Genomic DNA, 20,058 nt, shown 5'->3' on the forward strand with positions numbered 1-20,058 from the left:
AGGAGAATATCGCGATGACCCCTTTCCGCACCGCTCTGCTGGCCGCCGCCTTTGCGACCCTCGCGCTGCCCGCTCTCGCCGGCTCGATCACGGTGGAGGAGCCCTGGGCCCGAGCCTCGGCGGGCATGGCCAAGGCCGGCGCCGCCTTCCTGACGCTCCGCAACGACGGCGACGCGCCGGACCGCCTGGTAGGCGCCAAGTCCGACGCCAGCGCCAAGGTCGAGCTGCATACCCACAAGAACGTGGACGGCGTGATGATGATGCGTCCGGTCGAGGCCATCTTGGTGCCGGGCAAGGGTTCCGCCATGCTCAAGCCGGGCGGCGACCACGTGATGTTCATGGGGCTGAACAAGCCCCTGGTGGAGGGGCAGAGCGTTTCCGTCACCCTGGTTTTCGAGAAGGCCGGCGAGGTCAAGGTCGCCATCCCCGTCAAGGCGGCCGGCGCCATGGGGGCCATGCCCAAGGGGGCCATGGACCACTCCAAGCACTGAGGCTTTCGCGACCGGTTCCATCCAACGACCGACACCTTCCTCGTTGGATTCGCCTGAGGGGAGGCACTTCGGTGCCTCCCCTATTTTTTTCGTCCGCGCGGAACCGCCTTCGATGTTCTTCGTTTTTGCATCGCACCCGGAATTCGGGCTACAAAGGCGGGCATGAAGCAGATCATCCAGAGCGCCCGCACGGGCAAGCTGGCCCTCCGCCAGGTTCCCGACCCCAAGGTCAAGGGCGGGCACCTCCTGGTGCGCACGCGGGCTTCCCTGATTTCCGCCGGCACCGAGCGCATGGTCGTCGAATTTGCCCGCAAGTCCCTGGTCGGCAAGGCCCAGGCGCGGCCCGACCTGGTGCGCAAGGTGCTCGACAAGGCCAAGCGCGACGGCATCGCCGCCACCTTGAAGGCGGTGCTCGCCCGCTTGGACGAACCCTTGCCGCTCGGCTATTCGGCGGCCGGCGAGGTGGTGGCGGTGGGCGCCGGACTGGAAGGTGTCTTCCGGGTCGGCGACCGGGTGGCCGTCGCCGGCGCCGGGCTCGCCAACCATGCCGAACTGAACGTGGTGCCGCGCAACCTGGCGACTCGCATTCCCGCCGGCGTCGCCTACGAGGAAGCCTGTTTCGGCACCCTGGGCGCCATCGCGCTGCATTCGGTGCGCAACCTGGAAGCCGGACTGGGCGACGTGGTGGCCGTGATCGGCGTCGGGCTGCTGGGGCAGTTGGCGGTGCAGTTCCTGGCCCTGCAGGGCTGCCGGGCGGTGGTTCTCGACTACAACCCGGATCGTCTGGCCCTCGCCAAGCGGCTGGGGGCGGAAGCGGGCCTCGCCCTGAACGAGCCGGGCCTGGAGGAAGCCGTCCGCGGCCTGACCGGCGGCCTGGGCTGCGACCGGGTGCTGATCGCCGCCGCCACCGAATCCTCCGAACCCTTCGAGGTTGCCGCCCTCGTGGCCCGCGACCGCGCCAAGGTCGCCATGGTCGGCATGACCGGTACCGCCTTCCCTTACGCCGCCTTCATGAAGAAGGAACTCAGCCTGGTGGTCTCGCGCTCCTACGGGCCGGGCCGCTACGATCCGGACTACGAGGGCCGGGGCGTCAAGTATCCGGAAGGATGGGTGCGTTGGACCGAGACCGAGAACCTGGCGGAAACGGTCCGCCTGATGGCCGGCCCGGCGGGCCGGCGCCTCGACGTGGGAGCGCTGACCACCCACACCTATGCCCTGGACGAGGCGGAAGCCGCCTACGCCCTGGTCACCGAGGGCAAGGAGCCCCACCTGGGCGTGGTGCTCGCCTATGCCGGCGAGCCCCCCCGTCCCGCCATCGCCAGGCCTGCCTCCGCCAGGCCGGTCCTGCCGGCCGGGCGCTGTGTGCTGGGGGTGATCGGGGCCGGCAACTTCGCGCGCACCGTGCTGCTGCCCGAACTGAAGCGCCTGCCGGGCGTGGAATTGCACACCCTGGCGACCCAGCGGGGCGCCACTTCCGATCACGGCCGGCAAACCTTCGGATTCCGCCATGGGGTGGCCGACGAGGCGGAAGTCCTGGACAATCCCGAAATCAATGCGGTGCTGATCGCCACCCGCCACGACAGCCACGCGGCGCTGACCGCCCGGGCCCTGGCGGCCGGAAAGAACGTGCTGGTGGAAAAGCCCCTCGCCCTCAGCCTGGAGGAAGTCAACCGGGTGGCCGAGGCGCGCAACGGCTCCGCCGCCTTCTTCCAGGTCGGGTTCAACCGCCGCTTCGCACCCCTGGCCGTGAAGATGCGCGATGGGCTGGCGAAGGCCTCCGGGCCCAAGTTCCTGACCATCCGGGTCAACGCCGGCCATGTGCCGCCGGAAAGCTGGGTCCATGCCGACGAGGGCGGCGGCCGCGTACTGGGCGAGGTCTGCCACTTCGTCGACTTGGCCCGCTTCTTCGTCGGGGTGCCGATCGTTTCCGTGCAGGCCGACGCCGCCCAGGCAATTCGGGGCGGGGCGGACGACGTGGCGGCGACCCTGCGCTTCGCCGACGGCAGCTTGGCGACGCTGGCCTACACGGGTCTGGGCGATTCCGCCTACAGCAAGGAACGCTACGAGGCCTTCGCCGGCGGAGCCGTGCTGGCGCTGGACAATTTCCGCAGCCTCAGGGTCACCGAAAACGGCCGCAGCCACGTCGGCAAGGCCCAGGTGCAGGACAAGGGCTTCCAGGGATCGCTGGCCGCCTTCGTCAAGGCGGTGGCCGAAGGCGGGGCCGCCCCCATCGACGAGGCCGAACTTGTCGAAACCGCCACCGCCACCGTGCTGGTCATGGAATCCTTGAGGCGCGGCGAACGCATGGATATGTAGGAAGAGATGGACCTCAACAAGTTCTTCGCATCCGAACTGGCCCAGCACCGGGCGGCCGTCGAGGCCGTGCAGGGGAGCCTCCGCGAACCCTTCGTCCGCTTGGTCGGGGTCTGTGCCGCCGCCATCCGTTCGGGCCGCAAGATCCTGTTCTTCGGCAACGGAGGCAGTGCCGCCGACGCCCAGCACCTGGCGACGGAACTGACGGTGCGCTACAAGAAGGACCGCGCCCCCATCGCCGCCCTGGCGCTGACCACCGACACATCCACCCTGACCGCCGCCGGCAACGACTTCGGCTTCCAGGACCTGTTCGCCCGCCAGGTGCATGCCCTGGGGCAGGCCGGCGACGTGGCCATCGGCATTTCCACCTCGGGCCGCAGCGAGAACGTCAACCGGGCGCTGAACACCGCCCGCAACCTGGGCCTGACGGCGGCCGCCCTGGGCGGGCGCGACGGCGGCCCCATGAAGGACATCGCCGACCCCATCCTGATCGTGCCGTCCGACGACACGGCACGCATCCAGGAAATGCACATCCTGATCGGCCATATGCTCTGCGGGGCGCTGGAAAAGGAGCTGGGGCTGCTGTGACCGATCTCGTTCCCCTCGTCGCCGTTCTGGACCGGGCCCGGGTGCTTTGCATCGGCGACGTGATGCTGGACCGTTTCGTTTACGGCGAGGTGGAGCGCATCTCGCCCGAGGCCCCCATCCCGGTGCTGCAGGTAGCGCGCGAGACCGCCATGCTGGGCGGCGCGGGCAACGTGGTGCGTAACCTGACATCGCTGGGCGCCTCGGTGCGTTTCGTCGCCGCCGTCGGCGACGACGGGGCCGGCGCCGACATCGACCGCCTGCTGGCCGATCAGGCGACGGCAAAAGCCACCCTGGTGGCCGTGGCGGGGCGCCGCACCGCCATCAAGACCCGCTTCATCGCCGGTTCGCAGCAGTTGCTGCGCGCCGACCGCGAGACCAAGGCGCCCTTGTCCGAGGACGCCCGCAGCCAAGTGATCGAGGCCGCCCGCGAGGCGCTGCCCGAAGTCGCGGTGGTAGTGCTTTCCGACTACGGCAAGGGCGTGCTGGAAGCCGGCATGGCGGCCGAACTGATCGCGCTGGCCCGGGCGGCCGGCAAGCCGGTGATCGTCGATCCCAAGGGCAGCGACTACGAACGCTACCGGGGGGCCGGCCTGCTCACCCCCAATCGCAAGGAATTGCACGAGGCGACCCGCATGCCGGTGGACGGTCCGGACCGGATCGCCGCCGCCGCCCAATCCCTGATCGCCGCCCACGGCGTGGACGCGGTGCTGGCCACCTTGGGCGCCGACGGCATGATGCTGGTGCGCGCCGATGGCCGGCGGACCGCCCTTTCCGCCGAAGCCCGCGAGGTGTTCGACGTCTCCGGGGCAGGCGATACGGTGGTCGCCACCCTGGCCGCCGCCCTGGCTTCGGGCGCCGACCTGGAACAGGCCGCGGCCCTGGCCAACGTGGCGGCGGGCATCGTGGTCGGCAAGGTGGGCACCGCCACCTGCTACCCGGACGAGGTCACCGCCGCCCTGCACCACCGCGACATCTCGGATGCCGAAATCAAGGTGCTGTCCCTGGAACAGGCGCTGCAGCGCCGGGAAGCCTGGCGCGGCCAGGGCCTCAAGGTGGGCTTCACCAACGGCTGCTTCGACCTGTTGCACGCCGGCCACGTGGCCCTGCTGGCCCAGGCGAGGGCCAATTGCGACCGCCTGATCGTCGGCCTGAACGCCGACGATTCGGTCAGGCGCCTGAACAAGGGCCCGGAACGGCCGATCAACGGCGAGATGGCGCGCGCCGTCGTTCTCGCCTCCCTGGGCAGCGTCGACGCGGTGGTGCTGTTCGGCGAGGATACGCCGCTGAAGCTGATCGAGATCCTGAAGCCCGACCTGCTGGTCAAGGGCTCCGACTACACCCTCGATACCGTGGTGGGGGCGGAGATCGTCCAGTCCCACGGCGGGCGCGTCCTGCTGGCCGACCTCAAGCCCGGCTTCAGCACCACCGGCATCGTCGCCAGGCTGAGCCAGTAGACGCAAGAAGAGATGGACCACCTATCCTACGCCCTCGCCTGGCTGAGTTTCGGGGCCGGCCATTCCTGGCTGGCTTCCCAGGCGCCGAAGCGGCGGCTCGCGCCCTGGCTCGGCCGGGGCTACCGGCTGGCCTACAACGCCTTCGCCGCTTGTCATGTCGTCGCCGTCGTCGCCTTCGGATATTGGCTGTTCGCGGCGCCGGCCCGCTTCGCCAATCCCTTCTGGCCTTTGGCCTTGGCCGGGCTGGCGGTGGTGGGGTTCGGCCTGAAGGACTACGACCTGGGACGGCTGCTGGGCACCTTCCAGTTGCGCCATCCGGACGCCCCCGAGGACGAGCCCCTCAGCCGCGACGGCTTGCACCGTTATGTCCGCCATCCCCTCTATGCCGGCAGCTTCCTCGTTCTCTGGGGCAAGGCGGCAGACGAGTTCGAACTGGCGACCGCCGTCTGGGCCAGCCTCTACCTGCTCATCGGCGCCGCCTGCGAGGAAAGGCGCCTGCTGGCCCGCTACGGCCAGGCCTACGCCGACTACCGCCGCCGGGTACCGGCCTTCGTTCCCTGGAAGGGGCGGGCATGGTGACCGCTTCCCTTCCCTTGGCCGCCCTTCTCACGGCCCTGGTGTCCTTCGGGCCCCTGTCCACCGACATGTACCTGCCGGCCCTGCCGGCCATGACCGGGGACCTGGGTACCGGCGTGGCCGAGGTGCAGCTCACCCTCAGCCTGTTCGTCGCCGGCTTCGCGCTCGCCCAGTTGTTGGTCGGGCCCCTGTCGGACCGCTTCGGGCGGCGGCCGGTGCTGATGGGCGGCCTGACCCTCTATGTCCTCGCGGGGCTGGCCTGCATGCTGGCGCCTAGCGTCGAGACGCTGACCGCCGCCCGCTTCGTCCAGGCCCTGGGCGCCTGCACCGGATCGGTGCTGGGGCGGGCCGTGGTGCGCGACTTGCACGAGCCCGACCAGGCGGCCCGGCTGCTCGCCTACATGGGGGCCGCCATGGCTCTGGCCCCCATGGTGGCGCCCCTGCTGGGCGGCTTTCTGACGGTCCGATGGGGTTGGCGGTCGATTTTCGGCGCCCTGGTCCTCATCGGCGCCGTCCTGCTGGCCCTGGTCGCCCGCCGCCTGCCCGAGACCAACGCCCATCCGGACGCCTTGGCCTTGCGGCCCGGACGCATGCTGGCCAACTACGCCGGCCTGCTCCGCCACCGGGTCTACGTCGGACACCTCTTGACCGTCGCCTTCGGCTTCGCCGGGCTGTTCGCCTTCATCTCCGGCTCATCTTTCGTGCTGATCGGCGACTTCGGGGTCGATCCCCAGGATTTCGGCTTCGCCTTCGGCCTGGTGGTAGCCGGCTACGGCCTGGGCAGCCTGGCCTCGGGCCGGCTGGTACGGCGTCTGGGAATCGCCCGGCTGATTCCGCTGGGCTGCTCGACCAGCCTGGCGGGCGCGCTGGCCCTGCTGGCCCTGGCAGGCGTCCATCAGGTCGCCGCCGTGGTCGGCCCCATGGCGATCTTCGCCGCCGGCACCGGGCTCCTGCTGCCCAACGCCCTGGCCGGTGCCATCGGGCCCTTCCCCCGCATGGCGGGCGCCGCCGCCCTGGTGGGCTTCGTCCAGATGGGGACGGCCGCCCTGGCGGGGGTGGCGGTCGGGCAGTGGCACGACGGCACGGCCCTGCCCATGGCCTCGGTCATCGCGACCACGGCGACGGCCGCCTTGGCGGCCCACTTCGCCGTGGCCCGGCGATGATGGCCTACTTGGTCTTGCAGGTCTTGATGCCGAAGGGCAGGTAGGCGGGGCACCAGCCGATGAGGGCGGTGAGCAGCGGCACGACGCCGATATAGCCCCATACCGGCAGCACGCCGACGATGGTCAGGTTGATGAGCACCGCGCCGATCAGGATGCGCAGGATGCGGTCGATGTTGCCGATGTTCTGGTACATGGGGGGACGCTCCGTCGAAAAGTGGTTACGGCGCCATTCCACCACGAAGCGGCGCCCCCGTCGGTGACCTAGTCACCGACCGCCGCCAGGGCCCGCAACGCCGGAAGGTCCAACAGGTCGATGCGCCCGCGTTGCAGGGCCACCCAGCCGCGCCTTTCGAAGTCCTTCAACTGGCGGCTGACCACTTCGCGGGCGGTGCCCAGTTCGGCGGCGATTTCCTGGTGGGTGGCGGCGATGGCGCCGCCGCGGCCGGCCAGCCAGGCCGCCAGGCGGGCGTCGACGCGGCGGAAGGCGACCTCCTCGATCAGGGCAAGGAGGTCCGAAAGCCGCGTGGCGTAGGCGGAAAAGACGAATTCGCGGAAGGCCGGGGACCCGTCGACCAGGGAACGGAAGGCTTGGCGCGGCAGGACCAGGGCCTTGACCTCGCCTTCGGCCACCGCTTCCGCCGAATAGTCCTCCCCGGCCAGCAGGCAGTTGGTGGTCAGCACGCAGGATTGGCCGCTTTCCACCCGGTAGAGGACGATTTCGCGGCCGTTCTCGGCGGTCTTCTGGACTCGCACCGAGCCCTCCAGCACCAACAGGTAGCTGGTGCATTCCGCCCCGTCCCGGAAGACCACGGTGCCGGCCGGCAGGGTAACCACATGAGCGCTTTCACCCAGCAGCCGGGCCGCTTCGGCGTCGAGGAAGGCATGGCGGGGAAAAGCGGCCAGAAGGTCGGACGACATGGCGCCATCCTGCAGCAGGTTCTTCGGGCCGGCTAGTTGGGATTACTCCATACCGGGCGGACGTCCGCTGGACGGGTGCTGCGGGGCGGTGGCCGGGGGAGTCCAGGCGGCGGAGGGCGGGGTATTGGAGGTTCCGCCGGGCAGGCCCCGGACGGCCAAGCCCTCGTGAGCGCCCGCCATGAAGGATTTCCAGATGCGGGCCGGAGCGCTGCCGCCGGTGACGCCGCGCATGGCGCCGCCGTCGTCGTTGCCCACCCAGACGCCCGCCGTCAGGTCGGCGGTGTAGCCGACGAACCAGGCGTCGCGGAAATCGGAACTGGTACCGGTCTTGCCTGCCGCCGGCCGGGCGCCCAGGGAGGCGCGCTTGCCGGTGCCCTGGGCGATCACGCCGGACAGCAGCTCGTTCAGCGCGGCCACGGCTTCGGGCCGGATGACCTGGCCCGGCCCGCCGCCGGAGCGCCGGTAGAGCACCCGGTCACGGGCGTTGCGGATTTCCACGATTGCGTAAGGCCAGATGCCGCGACCGCCGTTGCCGAAGGCGCCGTAGGCCGATGTCAGCTCCAACAGGTTCACCTCGCTGGCCCCCAGCGCCAGGGCCGGCGCGGCCAGCAGCGGCGAGGTGACGCCCAGGCGCTGGGCGGTCTCGGCCACGCGTTTGCTGCCCACCGCTTCAGAGACTTGCACCGCCACCGTATTGACCGATTCGGCCACCGCTTCGCGAAGGGCGATCTCGCCGCGGAACTTGCCGTCGAAGTTGGCGGGCGACCAGCCTTTGATGCTTACGGGGCGGTCGGTCACCCGGGTCTCGGGAGTGTAGCCCTGCTCCAGGGCCGTCAGGTAGACGAAGGGCTTGAAGGAGGAACCGGGCTGGCGCTGCGCCTGGGTGGCGCGGTTGAAGCCGCTTTGCTGCAACTCGCGTCCGCCCACCATGGCCCGCACCGCCCCGTCCGGCGCTACCGCCACCAGCGCCGCCTGGGAGATGCGGTCCCGTTCGCCCACCTCGTCCAGGACCGCGTCGACGGCCCTTTCGGCATGGATCTGCATGCGCGGGTTCAAGGTGGTGAAGACCTTCAGGTCCTCATCGCCCTGGGCGATGTAGTCGGCCACCTGTTCCAGCACCCAGTCGGCGAAGTGGCGGCCGACGCGCCCGGTGGCGCGCGCCGCGGCCTGGGCGACGGCCCGGCTTTTTCCGGCTTCGGCGGCCTGGCTGCCCGAGATCACTTCGGCGGCCACCATGTTGGCCAATACCTGCAAGGTACGCTGATGGGAGGCTTCGGGATTGGCCTGCGGGTTGTAGCGGCTGGGCGCCTTGAGCAGTCCGGCGATCAGGGCCGATTCGTAAAGCCCCAGTTGGCGGGCGGAACGCCCGAAGTAGCGCTGGGCCGCGGCCTCGACGCCATAGGTGCCGGCCCCCAGATAGACCCGGTTCAGATAAAGGGTGAGGATCTGGTCCTTGGTGAACTTGCGTTCCAGCCAGATGGCGAGCAGCAGTTCCTGCACTTTGCGCTTGAGGGTCTTTTCCGGAGACAGAAACAGGTTCTTGGCCACCTGCTGGCTGATGGTGGAACCGCCCTGCACCACTCGTCCGGCCCTGAGGTTGCTGACCGCGGCCCGCGCCAGGCCGATGGGGTCGAGCCCAAAATGGGATTGGAAGCGGCGGTCCTCGGTCGCCAACACGGCGGCGGGAAGGGACGGCGACATCTCCGACAGCCGCAAGGGCGCGCCGTAAAGATCGCCTACCGTCAGGATCTCGGAGCCGTCGGCGGCGATCAGCGCCACCGTGGGCCGGCGGCTGGCGGCGACGGCCTGTTCCACGTCCGGCAGGTCGGTGGCGAACCAGGCCACCAGAATCCCCACCGCGATGGCCGCCCAGACGGCGGCCACGGCGGCCCACTGGAACAGCCGGCGCAGCCAGTCGCCGGCCAGCCGCGAAGTCCGGACCGCCCGCTTGCGGCCGGGCGGCTTGGGTTCCGGGGCGGAAGCCTTGTGCGGCCGGGATTCGGCCCGCAGGGGACGCTTGTGGGTCATGGACCGGACTATGGCGAGACGGCGTTAGGAACGGGTTAAGAGCGAGCCCCCCCGGCTCGGCATTCTATCGAACGCCGGCCGACGGCCTCACCGCCCACCTCCTATGGAGGGCGCTTCGCAAGGATTCCCTAGGCCCCCGGCGAAAAGTCGGAGCCTACATGCGCAGCGGCTTGACGCCCCAGATCTCCTTGGCGTAGCCGTGGATGGTGCGGTCAGAGGAGAATTTTCCCATCTTGGCGACGTTGAGGATGGCACGGCGCGCCCACTCGTGGCGGTCGGCATAGACCCGGTCCACCTGCTCCTGGCAGGCGGCGTAGGAAGCGTAATCCGCCAGCAGCAGGAAATAGTCGCCGTGCCGCAGCAGCACGTCGTACAGGATGCGGTAGCGGCCCAGGTCGTCGGGCGAAAAATAGCCGTTGCCGATCATGTCGAGCGCCCGGCGCAGGTCCTCGTTGCCGTTGTAGTACTGCCAAGGATCGTAGCCGTGGATGCGGATTTCGCGAGCCTGGTCGGCGGTCAGGCCGAAGATGAAGATGTTCTCTGGTCCCACCTCCTCGCGGATCTCGATGTTGGCGCCGTCCAGGGTGCCGATGGTCAGCGCCCCGTTCAACGCGAACTTCATGTTGCCGGTACCCGAGGCTTCCGTGCCGGCGGTGGAAATCTGCTGCGACAGATCGCTGCCGGGAATGATGACCTCGGCCGCCGTCACCCGGTAGTCGGGAACGAAAATAACCTTCAGCTTGTCGCCCACCAGCGGGTCATGGTTGATCGTCTCCGAGACGTCGTTGACCAGCCGTACGATCAGCTTGGCCATATCGTAGCCCGGTGCCGCCTTGCCGGCGAAGATCACCGTGCGCGGCACCATCTCCACCTCCGGGTTGTCGCGCAGGCGGTTGTAGCGGGCGATCACGTGTAGAACATTGAGAAGCTGGCGCTTGTATTCGTGGATGCGTTTGACATGCACGTCGAACATGGATTCCACGTCGACGCCACCGTCGCGCACGCAATGGCGCAGCATCTCATGCAAGCGCTGCTTGTTGGCCGCCTTGACCGCGATGAACTTCTCCCGGAAGGCCTTGTCCTTGGCCAAGGGCACCAAGCCTTCCAATTGCGCCAGATCCTTCGCCCAGCCATCGCCGATGGCATCCGTAATCAGGGCCGACAGGCCGGGATTGGCCTGCAGGAGCCAGCGCCGGGGCGTGATGCCGTTGGTCTGATTGATGAATTTGCCGGGATAGATGCGGTCGAAGTCGGAAAACAGGGTCTTGCGAAGCAATTCCGTATGCAAGGCCGCGACGCCGTTGACCTTGTGGCTGGCGACCACCGCGACATGGGCCATGCGGATGGCGCGGCGGTCGTCGTCGACCAGGGAAACCCGCTTGAGGATGGCTGGATCGCCGGGGTAGGCACGCCGGACCATCTTCAGGAAGGCGTCGTTGATCAGGTACATGATCTCCAGGTGCCGGGGCAACACGGCGGCCAGCATGCTGATGGGCCAAGTCTCCAGGGCTTCCGGCAACAAGGTGTGGTTGGTGTAGGAGAAGGTATGCCGGGTGATCTCGAACGCGCGATCGAAGGGCAGTCCCTTCTCGTCCATCAGGATGCGCATCAGTTCCGGCACCGCCAGCGTCGGGTGGGTGTCGTTGAGCTGCATCGCCACCTTGTCCGCGAACTCGTCGAAGCCTTCATGATAGCGCAGGTAGCGGGACACGATGTCCTGCACCGAGGCGCTGACGAAGAAGTATTCCTGCTTGAGCCGCAGTTCCTGGCCGATCTGGGTCTTGTCGTTGGGATAGAGAACCTTGGACAGGTTCTCCGAGTTGGTCTTGTTCTTGACCGCGTCGATGTAGTTGCCCTCGTTGAAGTAGCGCAGGTCGAAATCGCGGCTGGACCGGGCCGACCATAGCCGCAGGTTTCCCACCGTATTGGAGGCGTAGCCCGACACCGGCATGTCGAAGGCCATGGCCATGACCTCGTCGGTGTCGATCCACTGGGAGTCGTCCTCCCCGCGGGAGTTCTTGAAGCGCAGGATGCGGCCGCCGAACCGCACCGGATAAAGGACGTTGGGGCGTTCGATTTCCCAGGGATTGCCGTAGCGCAGCCAGTTTTCCGGATGCTCCACCTGCTGGCCGTTTTCGATGCGCTGGGTGAACATGCCGTATTCGTAGCGGATGCCGTAGCCAAATCCCGGATACTCGTGAGTGGCGAGAGAATCCAGGAAACAAGCCGCCAACCGGCCCAGACCGCCGTTGCCCAACGCCGCGTCGAACTCGAACTCCTCGACTTCGGACAGATCGACACCGAACTCTTGGAGCGCCTGGCGCACCACGCCGTCAACCCCCAGGTCGGCCAATACCTTCCCCAGGCTGCGGCCGATCAGGTATTCCATCGACAGGTAGTAGACCCGCTTGACGTCCTTCTTATAGTAGGTGCGGGCGGTGCGGATGTTGCGTTCGCTCATCGCGCCGCGCAGCAGGTGGGCCAGGACGTAGAACCAGTCCCGCTTGGTCGCCCGGCTGGGATCCTTGCCGATCACGTGGATGATCGCGTTGATCATCGCGCATTTGGCGCCGTCCACCGAGCTGAATTTGTCGAGTTCGTCGTCGGTCAGGCAGGCGTCGACATGCTGCTCCATGAGCCGATCGGTGCGTTCATCCATTCTTGTTATCCTCCCGCAGACGCCTGGCGACCTGCCGGTAGAGACCGACGTAGGCCTCGGCCGATTGGCGCCACCCAAAATCCTGCTTCATCGCGCGCTTCTGAAGGGCGCGCCATTCCTTCGGCCTGCGGTAGATATCCACGGCGCGCCGGAGCGCGGCCAGCAGGTCCCAGGCCAGAACATGATCGAACATGAAGCCGGTGCCTCCCCCGGCCTCGCTGGCATCGACTACCGTGTCGGCCAGACCGCCGGTACGCCGCACCACCGGGATGGTGCCGTAGCGCAGGGCGTACATCTGGGTCAGGCCGCAGGGTTCGAACCGCGAGGGAACCAGGAACATGTCGGCACCGGCCATCACCTTGTGGGCCATGTCTTCGCTGTAGCCGCCGAAGAAGGCCACCCGGTCCGGATAGAGCCGGGCAGCCATCTTCGCCCAGTCCTCCAGCCAGGGCTTGCCCGAGCCGACGATGGCCACCTGGCACCCCAGTTCCAGAATGCCCGGCAAGGCCTCGACCAGCAGGTCCATGCCCTTCTGTTCGGTCATGCGGGCCACCATGCCCAGCACCGGCGCATGGGAGTCCACCGGCAGCCCCAGGGCGCGCTGCAGGTCGTCCTTGCTGGCGGCCTTGTCGTCCAGGCGGTTGGCGTTGTAGGGCTTGACCATCATCGGATCGTGGGAAGGGTTCCAGACGTGATAGTCGGCCCCGTTGAGGATGCCCGACAGAACCTCCCGCCTTGTCCAGAGCAACCCCTGGAATCCGCCCCCCAGATCGGTGTCGCGGATCTCCCGGGCATAGGTGGGGCTGACCGCCACGATCCGGTCGCTGAAAGCCAGGGCCGCCTTCAGGAAGGAAAAGGCGCCGTTGAACTCCACCCCGTCGATGGTGAACATCTCGGGAGCCAAGCCAACCGGAGTCATGGCCTCGGGACCGAACAGGCCCTTGTAGTTGATGTTGTGGACGGTGAAGACGGTGGGCGTCGGCCATGGCTCCCAGCGCCGCAGGTAGGCCGGTATCAACCCGGTCTGCCAGTCGTTGGCATGGACCACGTCGGGCTGCCATTCCAGCATGCCGCCGCCCACCGCGATCAGGGCCGCGACACGAGACAGCAGGGCGAAGCGCAGGTGATTGTCCGGCCAGTCGTGACCGTCCGGTCCCGTATAGGGATTCCCCGGCCGGGCGAACAGGGTTGGGCAGTCGAGCAGCCAGAGCTTGCTTTGCGAACCGGGCATGCGGGCGGGGATCAGGCTGGCCTCGTAGGAGCCGAGCACCCGCCCCATGGGCACGGCCTTGCCTTTGCTTTGCGCCTTGTCGAGCGCTTCCGGGTAGGCGGGCATGAGGATTCGCGGGTCTTCCCCGATTTCCTCGAGTGCGCCCGGCAGCGCACCGCAAACGTCCGCCAGCCCGCCGGTCTTGACCAGCGGATAGGCTTCGGAACAAGCGAACAGCACCTTCATACGAGAAAGCCCCCGAACCCAACAGCCTCAGGCGGCCGGACTATGGCACGGGCTTGGTCTCGTTTTAAGAAAAAAAAGCATAACCACGGCGCGGCGATTAAAGGCATAATGCGGCATCGAACAACAGGGGGCATCGCGCTCCGGGGCCCGTCCCACAAGAAATTTGAGGCTGTCCGATGGCAGACGTTTGTCAAGACCTGAACACCGCCCTGAAAAACACCCTGGCGCTCGTCCTTGCCGGCGGGCGCGGCAGTCGCCTGATGCAGTTGACCGATACCATCGCCAAACCGGCCATGCCGTTCGCCGGCAAGTTCCGCATCATCGACTTTCCGCTATCCAACTGCATCCATTCGGGCATCCGCAAGGTGGCGGTGCCGACGCAGTACAAGGCCCATACCCTGATCCAGCACGTGCAGCGCGGCTGGGGCTTCCTGAAATCCGAAATGCAGGAGTTCATCGAGGTTTGGCCGGCCCAGCAGCAGACCGCGGACGAATCCTGGTACCGCGGCACGGCCGATGCCGTCTGGCAGAACCTGGATCTGATCAAGGCCATCGAGCCCCGTTACATCCTGGTCCTGGCCGGAGACCACGTCTACAAGCAGGACTACAGCCGCATGCTGGCCCAGCACATCCGGCGCGGCGCCCTGGCGACCGTGGCCTGTGTCGAAGTTCCCCTCGAAACCGCCAGCGCCTTCGGAATCGTCGGGGTGGACGATCAGGACCGCATCGTCAATTTCGTCGAAAAGCCCAAGAATCCGCCGGCTATTCCCGACCGGCCCACCCATGCCTTCGCCAGCATGGGCATCTACGTCTTCGACGCCGATTTCCTGATCCAGCACCTGGAGCACGATTCCGGCCTCGAGGACTCCTCCCACGACTTCGGCAAGGACGTGCTGCCCAGTCTGGTGAGCGGCGGCCGGATGTATGCCCACCGCTTCGCCGACAGTTGCATCCGCACCGAGGGCACACCGGAGCCTTACTGGCGGGACGTAGGCACGGTCGACGCCTATTGGGAAGCCAACATCGACCTGACCCACGTGACGCCGGAACTGGACCTCTACGATCCCGACTGGCCGATCTGGACCTCTCAGGAGCAGCGGCCTTCCGCCAAATTCGTGTTCGACGACGAGGAACGACGCGGCATCGCCTTGGATTCCATGGTCTCGGCCGGCTGTGTCATCTCGGGCGGCCGAGTGTGCCGCTCGCTGCTGTTCAACAACGTGCGGGTCAATTCCTACAGCGTGGTCGAGGACTCGGTGATCCTTCCTTCGTCCGACATTGGGCGTTATGCCAAGCTCAAGAAGGCTCTGGTCGGTTCCAACTGCCGCATTCCGGAAGGACTGGTGGTCGGCGAGGACCCGGAACTGGATGCCAAGCGCTTCCATCGCACCGAGAAGGGCGTGGTCCTGATTACCGCTTCCATGTTGGAGGCCCTTGGGTGAGCTACGGCGAGGAATGACGGAATCCCGGAGGCCGGTCGTCGCGTCCTTTCTCGGGGCCCAGGCCTTGGGCAATTTCGTGATGCATCACGTGGCGACCGCCTCGGTGGCTCGGGCCATCCCGGATTGCCGGCTGGTGGCGATCTATCGCGACGACCGCCCCTACAAGAAGTTCATCACCCTCCTGAACCCATATGTGACGCTGCCCGTGGCCCTGCCCGACATTCCCGGCAGCATGGCCCCCATCGACTGGTTCGACGGACGGCCGGACGGGATTCTCGGGCCCTTGGGACGGTTCTGGCGGGACGAGGGGCTTCACGATCCCGATGTCTTTCTTCTCCCTAATGCCACCCTGTTGCAACGCTGTCCGGGCGTCCCGGCGGGCCTGCGCATTCCGGCCGCCCTCGAAGCCCCGCTGGCTGGCCTTCTGGAAAAGCAGGGACTGCGGAAGGATACCTGGTTCGTCTGCCTGCACCTGCGGGAGCAGGGCTATTGCTACCGGCCGACCGACGACGACCGCAGCGTCGATCCCCTGTCCTACCTTCCGGCGATCCGACGCATCGTCGCCGACCACGGCGGCCAGATAGTCCGGATCGGCGATCCCTCGATGACGCCGTTACCCCCCTTGCCGGGCTTTGTCGATCTCTGCGGTCTTCCCGACTCCTTCCCGTTGCAAGCCTATGCCATCGCGCGGGCGCGCTTCTTTCTCGGCACCGATTCCGGCCCGACCCAGTTGGCCTGTGCCCTCAAGACGCCCGTGGCGACCACCAACTGCCTGACGGCGACAGTCTGGAACGATGGCGATCTGGTGGTACACAAGCGCGCATCGCTCGACGGGCGCCCGCTGCCTCCGCCGGTCATGAGGGAAATAGGTTTTGCTATGGGCAACCTTAGGTCGCCGAGGCTGGCCTTCCGCGCCAATCCGCCGGAGCTTCTGGTTCGTGCGGTCGACCGGATGGTCGAGGCAACCGGCGACTGCCCGGAATGGCGTCCTTCGGCGCGCCTCGAACCGATGGAGGATTCGGGCGAGATCGACCTTCCGGTCCCTTGGCGACGTTTCGACGAAATCGGCCGGCTGGCATACCTCGATGATGTCTGAGGGGGAGGCATGGTCAAGGAACCGGTGATCGCCGCCTTCCTGGGCGCCCAGGCCCTCGGCGACTTCGTCATGCATCATGTGACCGTGGCTTCGGTCGCGCAAGCCCTGCAGGGCTGCCGGCTGGTGGCGATCTATCGCGACGATCGCCCGTACAAGAAGCTGGTCACCATGATGAACCCCTTCGTCACCCATCCCCTGGCGGCTTCGGACCAGCCCGGCGCGATGGTCCCGCTCGACTGGTTCGACGGTCGCCGTCGCGGGCTCGCGGGACCGTCGGGACCGCGCTGGCGGGAGGAAGGGTTGCATGCCCCCGATGTCTTTCTGACCCCGGCCATGACCCGGATGAACCAATGCCTGGGCCAGCCGCCGGCCCTGCGCTTCCCCGACTCCCTGGACGAAGCCATGGGGACGGCTCTGGAGCGTCTGGGTCTGCAGCGGAATCGCTGGTTCGTCTGCCTGCACCTCAGGGAGGAGGGCTATCGTTTCCGGGGCGTCGAGGAGGCCCGTTGCGTCGACCCGCGCAGCTACTTGCCGGCGATCCTGCGCATTATCGAACATCACTGCGGCCAGATCGTCCGTATCGGAGATCCCGCCATGACTCCGATGCCGGCCCTGCCCGGCCTGATCGACCTCAGCCGCTTTCCCGATTCCTTTCCCTTGCAGGCTTATGCAACGGCTCGGGCCCGCTTCTTCCTCGGCACCGACTCGGGACCCACCCAGCTTGCCTGCGCCCTCAAGACACCGGTAGCGACCACCAATTGCCTGACCGCCACGGTCTGGAACGATGGCGACCTGGTGGTGCACAAGCGGCCGGTCCTTCCCGACGGCACCCGGCTGTCGTTCGAGATCATGCGTGAAATCGGCCACGCCCTTGGCAACCTTCGCCCCAAAGGGCTTTCGTTCCGGGACAACTCGCCCGCCGTCCTGGTGCGGGCGGTCGACCACATGGTTGCCGCGACGGCCGACTGCCCCGAATGGCGCTTCCTGCCGTCCGCCCCGCCGGCCGTTGGCGACAGGGTGAACCTGCCGCTGTCCTGGCGCCGCTACGACGAAATCGCCCGCCCCGTGTACCTGGACGATATCTGACGAGGGGAAAGCTCCCTGTTGGGCTGACGAACGCGGATGGTATACACTTCCGTGGAGGGTGGCCGGTATCGTCGATGTCGATTGGGACAAGAAGGGAACCCGTGGTCGTTTCCCATGAACCGAGGAATGAAGCGAAGTCGGCAACCTGGCTGGGGGTCGGCGCCTTCCTGGCCTGGACCCTGCTGATGGTCGTCGCCTTGGCTTGGCATGATCGCCACAACCAGGAAGAAACCCTGGAGCGCGCGGTCTACGAGGCGCGGACCAATCTCAACAAGGACATGGCCTTCCGCTATTGGGCGACGGCCCACGGCGGTGTCTACGTCCCCGTCACCGAGCAGACCCAACCCATCGACCTTCTGGAAGGCATCCCCGAGCGGGACATCGCGACGCCTTCCGGCAAGCGGCTGACCTTGGTCGACCCGGCTTCCATGGTTCGCCAGGTCATGACCCGGTTCGAAGGGCTCTACGGCATCCGCGGGCGGATCACCAGCTTGAACCCGCTCAACCCGGCCAATACGCCGGACGACTGGGAACGGCTTGCCCTGCAGGCCCTGGCCAGAGGGACTCCCGAGGTCACGGGTCTGGCCCAAATCGACGGCCTCGTCCATTTCCGCCTCATGGCGCCCATGCGGGTCGAGGACGGTTGCCTCAAATGCCACGAAGGACAGGATTACGAGCTCGGGGTGGCTTCCGGCGGGGTCGGGGTGGCGGTGCCGCTCGCTCGCCAGCCGGAGACGTTGCTCCGGCACCTGTCGCGGGAGGGGCGGATATTCTTCGCCATCTGGCTGGTCGGGGTGGGGGGAATCGGCGCCGTGACGGCCCGTTCGCGGGGCCGGGCGCGGGAACGGGCCCAAACCATGGCGGCCGTGCTGGCCGGCGAGGAGCGATTCCGCCTGTTGTTCGCCGGCGCCCCCTTGGCCTATCAGTCCCTGGATGGCGACGGACGGTGCATCGAGGTCAACGAGGCCTGGCTCGAGATGATGGGCTACGACGACGCCCGGCAGATCGAAGGACAGGCATTCCTCGACTTCGTGGCGCCGAACTTCCGGCCGGCAGCGGCCGCGAGCATGGCCCGCTTCATGCGCGAGGGAACGGCCGGGGGCACGGAATTGGAGTTGCTGCGCCGGGACGGTTCCCTTTGTCCGGTGGTCGTCGAAGGCCGGATCGGCCGCGACGTCCGGGGACGGTTCCTGCAGACCCATTGCATCCTGATCGACATGACCGAGAATCGGCGCGCCGAAGCCGCCATCCACAAGTTCTCCCAGGCCATCGAGCATAGCCCCGTGGTCGTGGTGATGACCGACACCTCGGGCACCATCGAATACGTCAACCAGCGCTTCGTCGAGGTGTCCGGCTATTCCCGCGAGGAGGCTCTCGGCCGGAACCCCCGCTTCCTCAAGTCAGGACGGGCCGATGGGGCCGACTATCGCGAACTCTGGTCGACCCTGAAATCCGGGCGGACCTGGCAAGGGGTATTCTGCAACCGGCATAAGAATGGGACACTCTACTGGGAAGAGGCCCTGGTGGCGCCGGTGAGCGGGGCCGACGGCCAGACCGTGCACTACATCGCCTTCAAGACCGACATCACCGAACGCCGCCGCACCGAGGAGCGGCTCGAACAGAGCGAGGCGCGCCTGGCCGAGGCCCAGCGCATCGCCCGCCTCGGCAACTGGTCTTGGGACGTGGCCGGAGGCGACTTGTTCTGGTCCGAAGAAACCTATCGCATCTTCGGACACTGCCCCGGCGAATTCGTGCCTTCCTACGAAGGCTTTTGCGCCATGGTCCATCCGGATGATCGGGCAAGGGTCAAGGAGTCCGAGTCCCTGGCCTTCGGCAAAGGGATACCCCATGCCATCGACCATCGCATCGTCCTGCCGGATGGGCGTATCCGCTGGGTCCACCAGGAAGCGATCGCGGTCCGCGGCGCGGACGGCCGCGCCGACCGCCTGTCGGGCACCGTTCAGGACATCACCGAACGCAAGGAAGGCGAGGAGACCCTGCGCCGCGCCGTCCAGGAACTGACCCGCGCCAACATCCAATTGGAACGGTTCGCCTATGTCGCGGCCCACGACCTGCAGGAGCCCCTGCGCAACCTGGTCAGTTATTCCCAGTTGCTGGACAAGCGCCACGGCGCATCCCTGGAAGGCGACGGACGCGACTTCCTGGCCCTGATAATCGGGGCGGCGACCCGCATGCGCATCCTGGTCAGCGACCTGCTGACCTATTCGCGCCTGGACACTCGGTCCCAGACTTTCCGCCGCGTCGACCTGATCGACGCGGTCACCCTCGCGGAAACCAACCTGAAGGATGCCATCGCCGAGACGAACGCCCAGATCGTCGTTGCGCCCATGCCGCAGATCCGGGGCGACGAAATGCAAGTGGTGCTGGTCTTCCAGCATTTGATCTCGAACGCCATCAAGTACCGCCGGGAAGGCATTGTCCCGCGGGTCCAGATCGAAGCCCGCCTGGAAGGGAACGAGTGGGTGTTTTCCGTGAAGGACAACGGCATCGGCATCGAACCGCAGTATTTCGACAAGATCTTCGAGGTCTTCAAACGCCTGCATTCGACCGCCGAATATCCGGGGACCGGTATCGGCTTGGCGATCTGCCGCCGGGTGGTCGAACGGCACGGCGGACGCATCTGGGTCGACTCGACCCCCGGCCAGGGAAGCACGTTCTCCTTCGCTCTGCCCATCCGCAACGGCTAGATCACACCGATCGCGCCAGGGACTTGAGCGGCGGGCCGGGATGGGGCATCCTCGCCAGCCCTCTGGGATTCCAGGTGAAG

At 67.2% G+C, this 20,058-nt stretch carries 15 protein-coding genes; 10 read left to right on the top strand and 5 right to left on the bottom strand.

Annotated features, from left to right (window positions below; translation table 11 throughout):
* Positions 1-14 precede the first annotated feature (14 nt).
* The 6 genes from H7841_04915 to H7841_04940 all read left to right on the top strand — a co-directional run bounded on the left by H7841_04915 (position 15) and on the right by H7841_04940 (position 6,585).
* The gene (locus tag H7841_04915) at positions 15-491 is read left to right on the top strand and encodes a copper chaperone PCu(A)C (protein MEO5336223.1); all 477 of its coding nucleotides are present in this window, start codon (positions 15-17) and stop codon (positions 489-491) included.
* A 162-nt stretch (positions 492-653) separates the two neighbouring features.
* Positions 654-2,807 carry a bi-domain-containing oxidoreductase gene (locus H7841_04920; protein MEO5336224.1) on the top strand — a complete coding sequence of 718 codons (2,154 nt, stop codon included), beginning with the start codon at positions 654-656 and terminating at the stop codon, positions 2,805-2,807.
* A 6-nt stretch (positions 2,808-2,813) separates the two neighbouring features.
* Entirely contained in the window at positions 2,814-3,392 is a 579-nt protein-coding gene (locus tag H7841_04925) for a D-sedoheptulose 7-phosphate isomerase (GenBank protein MEO5336225.1), read from the top strand.
* Positions 3,389-4,846, top strand: coding sequence for a D-glycero-beta-D-manno-heptose-7-phosphate kinase (gene rfaE1 / locus H7841_04930; GenBank protein ID MEO5336226.1), 1,458 nt, complete (start codon positions 3,389-3,391; stop codon positions 4,844-4,846). The genes H7841_04925 and rfaE1 overlap by 4 nt, the downstream gene beginning before the upstream one ends.
* A gap of 12 nt (positions 4,847-4,858) precedes the next feature.
* The gene (locus H7841_04935; GenBank protein ID MEO5336227.1) at positions 4,859-5,425 is read left to right on the top strand and encodes an isoprenylcysteine carboxylmethyltransferase family protein; all 567 of its coding nucleotides are present in this window, start codon (positions 4,859-4,861) and stop codon (positions 5,423-5,425) included.
* The gene (locus H7841_04940; GenBank protein MEO5336228.1) at positions 5,419-6,585 is read left to right on the top strand and encodes a multidrug effflux MFS transporter; all 1,167 of its coding nucleotides are present in this window, start codon (positions 5,419-5,421) and stop codon (positions 6,583-6,585) included. The genes H7841_04935 and H7841_04940 overlap by 7 nt, the downstream gene beginning before the upstream one ends.
* Positions 6,586-6,589: 4 nt before the next feature.
* Here the strand turns inward: H7841_04940 and H7841_04945 are convergent, their stop codons facing one another.
* The 5 genes from H7841_04945 to glgA all read right to left on the bottom strand — a co-directional run bounded on the left by H7841_04945 (position 6,590) and on the right by glgA (position 13,646).
* Complete coding sequence (locus H7841_04945) at positions 6,590-6,778, bottom strand: DUF2892 domain-containing protein (GenBank protein MEO5336229.1); 189 nt, start codon at positions 6,776-6,778, stop codon at positions 6,590-6,592.
* A gap of 68 nt (positions 6,779-6,846) precedes the next feature.
* Positions 6,847-7,503, bottom strand: coding sequence for a Crp/Fnr family transcriptional regulator (locus H7841_04950; GenBank protein MEO5336230.1), 657 nt, complete (start codon positions 7,501-7,503; stop codon positions 6,847-6,849).
* Between the two features lie 42 nt (positions 7,504-7,545).
* Positions 7,546-9,531 carry a PBP1A family penicillin-binding protein gene (locus tag H7841_04955; protein ID MEO5336231.1) on the bottom strand — a complete coding sequence of 662 codons (1,986 nt, stop codon included), beginning with the start codon at positions 9,529-9,531 and terminating at the stop codon, positions 7,546-7,548.
* A 154-nt stretch (positions 9,532-9,685) separates the two neighbouring features.
* Complete coding sequence (locus H7841_04960) at positions 9,686-12,190, bottom strand: glycogen/starch/alpha-glucan phosphorylase (GenBank protein MEO5336232.1); 2,505 nt, start codon at positions 12,188-12,190, stop codon at positions 9,686-9,688.
* Positions 12,183-13,646 (bottom strand): glycogen synthase GlgA, encoded by a 1,464-nt coding sequence (gene glgA / locus H7841_04965; protein MEO5336233.1) that lies wholly within the window; start codon positions 13,644-13,646, stop codon positions 12,183-12,185. The genes H7841_04960 and glgA overlap by 8 nt, the downstream gene beginning before the upstream one ends.
* A gap of 176 nt (positions 13,647-13,822) precedes the next feature.
* On the opposite strand from glgA, the gene glgC reads away from it, so the two are divergent.
* The 4 genes from glgC (at position 13,823) to H7841_04985 (ending at position 19,978) form a co-directional block, all read left to right on the top strand.
* Positions 13,823-15,088: a glucose-1-phosphate adenylyltransferase gene (glgC, locus tag H7841_04970; GenBank protein MEO5336234.1), complete on the top strand. Its 1,266-nt coding sequence runs from the start codon at positions 13,823-13,825 to the stop codon at positions 15,086-15,088.
* Between the two features lie 13 nt (positions 15,089-15,101).
* On the top strand, positions 15,102-16,184 hold the full coding sequence (locus tag H7841_04975) for a TIGR04372 family glycosyltransferase (protein ID MEO5336235.1): 1,083 nt from the start codon (positions 15,102-15,104) through the stop codon (positions 16,182-16,184).
* A 9-nt stretch (positions 16,185-16,193) separates the two neighbouring features.
* Entirely contained in the window at positions 16,194-17,270 is a 1,077-nt protein-coding gene (locus H7841_04980; protein ID MEO5336236.1) for a TIGR04372 family glycosyltransferase, read from the top strand.
* 101 nt (positions 17,271-17,371) lie between these two features.
* On the top strand, positions 17,372-19,978 hold the full coding sequence (locus H7841_04985) for a PAS domain S-box protein (protein ID MEO5336237.1): 2,607 nt from the start codon (positions 17,372-17,374) through the stop codon (positions 19,976-19,978).
* The last annotated feature ends 80 nt before the right edge of the window (positions 19,979-20,058 follow it).

Origin of the sequence: Magnetospirillum sp. WYHS-4 (assembly GCA_039908345.1) — a bacterium.
In the GTDB taxonomy this organism is placed as follows: domain Bacteria; phylum Pseudomonadota; class Alphaproteobacteria; order Rhodospirillales; family GLO-3; genus JAMOBD01.

Excerpts from the sequence above, each read along its gene's own strand:
- H7841_04915 (MEO5336223.1), top strand. The coding sequence starts at position 15 with ATGACCCCTTTCCGCACCGCTCTGCTGGCCGCCGCCTTTGCGACCCTC.
- H7841_04920 (MEO5336224.1), top strand. The coding sequence starts at position 654 with ATGAAGCAGATCATCCAGAGCGCCCGCACGGGCAAGCTGGCCCTCCGC.
- H7841_04925 (MEO5336225.1), top strand. The coding sequence starts at position 2,814 with ATGGACCTCAACAAGTTCTTCGCATCCGAACTGGCCCAGCACCGGGCG.
- H7841_04935 (MEO5336227.1), top strand. The coding sequence starts at position 4,859 with ATGGACCACCTATCCTACGCCCTCGCCTGGCTGAGTTTCGGGGCCGGC.
- H7841_04940 (MEO5336228.1), top strand. The coding sequence starts at position 5,419 with ATGGTGACCGCTTCCCTTCCCTTGGCCGCCCTTCTCACGGCCCTGGTG.
- H7841_04945 (MEO5336229.1), bottom strand. The coding sequence starts at position 6,778 with ATGTACCAGAACATCGGCAACATCGACCGCATCCTGCGCATCCTGATC.
- H7841_04950 (MEO5336230.1), bottom strand. The coding sequence starts at position 7,503 with ATGTCGTCCGACCTTCTGGCCGCTTTTCCCCGCCATGCCTTCCTCGAC.
- H7841_04955 (MEO5336231.1), bottom strand. The coding sequence starts at position 9,531 with ATGACCCACAAGCGTCCCCTGCGGGCCGAATCCCGGCCGCACAAGGCT.
- H7841_04960 (MEO5336232.1), bottom strand. The coding sequence starts at position 12,190 with ATGGATGAACGCACCGATCGGCTCATGGAGCAGCATGTCGACGCCTGC.
- glgA (MEO5336233.1), bottom strand. The coding sequence starts at position 13,646 with ATGAAGGTGCTGTTCGCTTGTTCCGAAGCCTATCCGCTGGTCAAGACC.
- glgC (MEO5336234.1), top strand. The coding sequence starts at position 13,823 with ATGGCAGACGTTTGTCAAGACCTGAACACCGCCCTGAAAAACACCCTG.
- H7841_04975 (MEO5336235.1), top strand. The coding sequence starts at position 15,102 with ATGACGGAATCCCGGAGGCCGGTCGTCGCGTCCTTTCTCGGGGCCCAG.
- H7841_04980 (MEO5336236.1), top strand. The coding sequence starts at position 16,194 with ATGGTCAAGGAACCGGTGATCGCCGCCTTCCTGGGCGCCCAGGCCCTC.